Source organism: Phycicoccus elongatus Lp2 (assembly GCF_000367525.1).
Classification (GTDB): domain Bacteria; phylum Actinomycetota; class Actinomycetes; order Actinomycetales; family Dermatophilaceae; genus Phycicoccus_A; species Phycicoccus_A elongatus.
Map to the genome: position 1 here is coordinate 2824557 of NZ_HF570956.1, position 3522 is coordinate 2828078.

Genomic DNA, 3522 nt, shown 5'->3' on the forward strand with positions numbered 1-3522 from the left:
CCGCCACCGCAGCCGCCGTCGCCGCACCCGTCCGCGCCGCAGCCGGCAGCGGCCAGCGCACCGGCCTGGTCCACGTCGTCGGCAGCGCCCGATTCGCACGCACCGCCGCAGCAACCTCCACCACATCCGCCACCCGCGGCCTCGGGACGGTTCCCCTGGTCATCCCAGGCGTACTTCACGGCGCCGAGGAGAGAGTCGACGCCCTGGGCGCCGGAGACGCCGTACTTCTGGTCGAGGACGAACGTCGGCACCGAGGTGATGCCGATCTGGTTGGCGAGGGCGAGATCGGTGCGGACCTCGTGGCCGAAGTCATCGGAGTCGAGGACCGCCCGCACCTCCGCCTCCTCGAGGCCGGCCTCGGTCGCCAGGCGCACGAGCGTCTCGTCGTCGCCGATGGCGGCTCCCTCGGAATACCACCCCGTCATCAGGCGGTCCATGAACTCGGCCTCGCACCCGACGGAGCGGGCGTAGTGGTGGAGCCGGTGCGCGGCATACGAATTGCCGGGGACGATCTTGTCCCACTGGAAGTCGAGGCCGACTGCGGCGGCCTGCTCGGCCATGGAGCGGTGCTGCTCCTCCATCTGCTCGAGGGAGACGCCGTACTTGTCCGCGACCCGTTGGACGTTGCTGCCCTCGCCGACGGCCGGGGCGTTCGGGTCGAGCTGGAAGCTGTGCCAGATCACCTCGACGTCGTCGGCGTGTTCGAACTCCTCGAGCGCGAGCGCCAACTGGCGCCGCCCGAGGTGGCAGAAGGGGCAGAGGAAGTCGGACCAGACGTCGATGCGCACTCCCCAAGGGTATGCCGTCGGGTCGGCCTCCCGAGCACGCGCGTCGCGGCGTCGGGTCAGTCGCGACGCGCAATGGTGCGCACCCAGTTGGCGCCATGACCGGTGTGGGCCCGGGCCAAGGAGCGCAGCGACCCGTCGGCGCCGACCGCCACGAGCTCGACGGTGGTCGCCCGCTCGCCGGCGACCACGGCATACCGTCCGTCGGTGGTGACGGCGAAACCGCGCGGTTGCGGCTCGGTGTCGGCGAGGTCGAGCATGGGGCCGGCGACGCCGTCGTCGGCGATCCGCAGCGACGCCAGGGTGCTCTCGCACCGTTCGCTCGCCAAGACGAGACGCCCGCCGCGGGCGAGCGCGATGTCGGCGCCCCAGATGAGGTGCTCGGCCGTGGGATCCGCGCCGAAACGGCTGTGCCGCAAGCCCCGGTCGGTCGCGTAGGCGCCTGTCGCGCCAGCCGCCGCGAGGGTCCCGGTGGCCGTGTCCCGGGTGTAGGTGAGGACCTCGCCGGAGAACTCGGTGACGACGTAGACATGGGTGCCGGCCTCGTCGATGACCAGATGGCGAGGGCCGCTGCCGGGCGGGGCGGGGACGGTGGGCGGGTCGAGGGGCGTGAGTCGTCCGTCGTCGCCGAGGAGGTATTGCGCGAGGAGGTCCTCGCCGAGCGAGACGACATAGAGATGGGCTGCGCGGGTCGCGACGGCGTGGGCGTTGCGCCAGGCGACCTCGGCGACCGGGTCGCTGATCCCGCCCTCCCCGTCGAGGACCCAGGTGGTCGCCTCGCCGGAGTGGTATGCCGCGCCGGCGAGGACACGCCCGCCGTGCGCGAGTGCCAGGTAGTGGTAGCCGGTCCCGTCGACGTGTCCGAGCGGGGTGAGGGCGCCGGTCGTGCGGTCGAGGCGGAAGGAGTCGACGCCCTGGCCGTGGCCGTCCGCGTCCCCCTTGGTCGCGGCATACACGAGGTCGCGGTCCTCGTCGACAACGAAGGTCGAGCAGCCCCTGCCGACCGCGGAGGTGGCCAGCGGCTCGAGGCGTTGACCGGCGGCGTCGAGCGCGAAGGTCGAGACCGTGGCATCGGCGGCATTGGCAACGAGGACGAGGTCGGAGGCCATGAGGTGACGGTACCCATCGGACCCGACCCGTCGACAGGGGTGACGGGGGAGCGGGCCGGCTGTGGACGGCACACCGGGTGACGGGGGGCGCGACTAGGGTGACAGCGTGTCCGTCGCCCTGTATCGCCGCTACCGTCCGGAGACCTTCGCGGACGTCATCGGGCAGGAGCACGTGACCGAGCCGCTCATGCAGGCGCTGCGGACCGGGCGGGTGAATCACGCCTATCTCTTCAGTGGTCCGCGCGGCTGTGGCAAGACCACGAGCGCCCGCATCCTGGCTCGCTGCCTGAACTGCGAGCAGGGGCCGACGCCAACCCCGTGTGGGACGTGTGACTCGTGCGTGGCGCTGGCCCGTGGGGGCCCCGGCACGGTCGACGTCATCGAGATCGACGCGGCCAGCCAAGGTGGCGTCGACGATGCGCGCGACCTGCGAGAGCGAGCGTCCTACGGGCCGGCGCAGAGTCGCTACAAGATCTACATCATCGACGAGGCACACATGGTGACCTCGGCAGGCTTCAACGCGCTGCTCAAGATCGTCGAGGAGCCACCGGAGCACGTGAAGTTCGTCTTCGCGACGACCGAGCCCGAGAAGGTCATCGGCACGATCCGCAGCCGGACCCACCACTACCCCTTCCGGTTGGTGCCGCCGGGGCAACTGACCGACTACATGGAGCGCTTGTGCGCCCAGGAAGGGGTGAGCGTCGAGCCGGGCGTGCTGTCCTTCGTCGTGCGGGCCGGCGGTGGGTCGGTGCGTGACTCGCTCTCGGTTCTCGACCAACTGATCGCGGGGTCGAGCGACGCCGGCCTGACCTATGAGTCGGCGGCGGCGCTGCTCGGCTTCACCGATGCCGAGCTACTCGACGCGACGGTCGAGGCGATGGGTGCCGGGGACGCGGCCGGGCTCTTCCGGGCCATCGACCGGGTCATCGAGAGCGGCCTGGATCCGCGGCGCTTCTGCGAGGACCTCCTCGAGCGGCTGCGCGACCTCATCGTCGTCCAGGCCGTGCCCGATGGGGCAGCGGCCGTGCTGCGCGCCGTGCCCGCCGATCAGTTGGAGCGGATGCGAGCCCAGGCCGCGGCCTTCGGTGCCGGTGCGCTGTCCAGGGCGGCCGATGTGGTCTTTGCCGGGCTGTCCGAGATGACCGGCGCCACTGCGCCCCGGTTGCAACTCGAGCTCATCGCCGCCCGTGTGCTGCTCCCCGGCGCCGCCGGCGAGGGGGGGTATGCCGCGCGCCTCGACCGGCTCGAGCGTCGCCTCGACGTCGGCGGCGTTCCCACCTCCGCCGCCCCCCTGACCCCCCTGACCACCGAGGCTCCCGTGGCCTCGCGGGCCACCGCACCCGTTGCGTCCGCGAGTTCCGTCGCCATGGGCGCGCCCCACGCGGACGCACGCGCCCCTGACCCCGTTGCGTCCGCGGGATCCGTCGCCATGGGCGCGCCCGACGCGGACGCAAGCGGTGGAGCCGCGTCGGCCCCCTCACCCTCCAAGGGCCCGGGCGGCCTCGACGCCGCCGCGATCCGCCGCGCGTGGCCCGACGTGCTCGCCAAGATCTTCGAGACCTCCCGCGGGACCTGGACCTTCGTCAGCCAGAACGCCCAGGTCCTCGACTACGACGGCGAGCGGCTGG

Annotated in this window: 3 protein-coding genes; 1 reads left to right on the forward strand and 2 read right to left on the reverse strand. The window is 72.3% G+C overall.

Annotated features, from left to right (window positions below):
• On the reverse strand, positions 1-788 hold a 788-nt coding region (locus BN10_RS13695; RefSeq protein ID WP_084311090.1), incomplete at its 3' end, for a DsbA family oxidoreductase.
• 56 nt (positions 789-844) lie between these two features.
• Positions 845-1894, reverse strand: coding sequence for a lactonase family protein (locus BN10_RS13700; RefSeq protein ID WP_010851852.1), 1050 nt, complete (start codon positions 1892-1894; stop codon positions 845-847).
• 106 nt (positions 1895-2000) lie between these two features.
• Here BN10_RS13700 and BN10_RS13705 point away from each other — a divergent pair.
• On the forward strand, positions 2001-3522 hold a 1522-nt coding region (locus BN10_RS13705; protein WP_156917407.1), incomplete at its 3' end, for a DNA polymerase III subunit gamma and tau.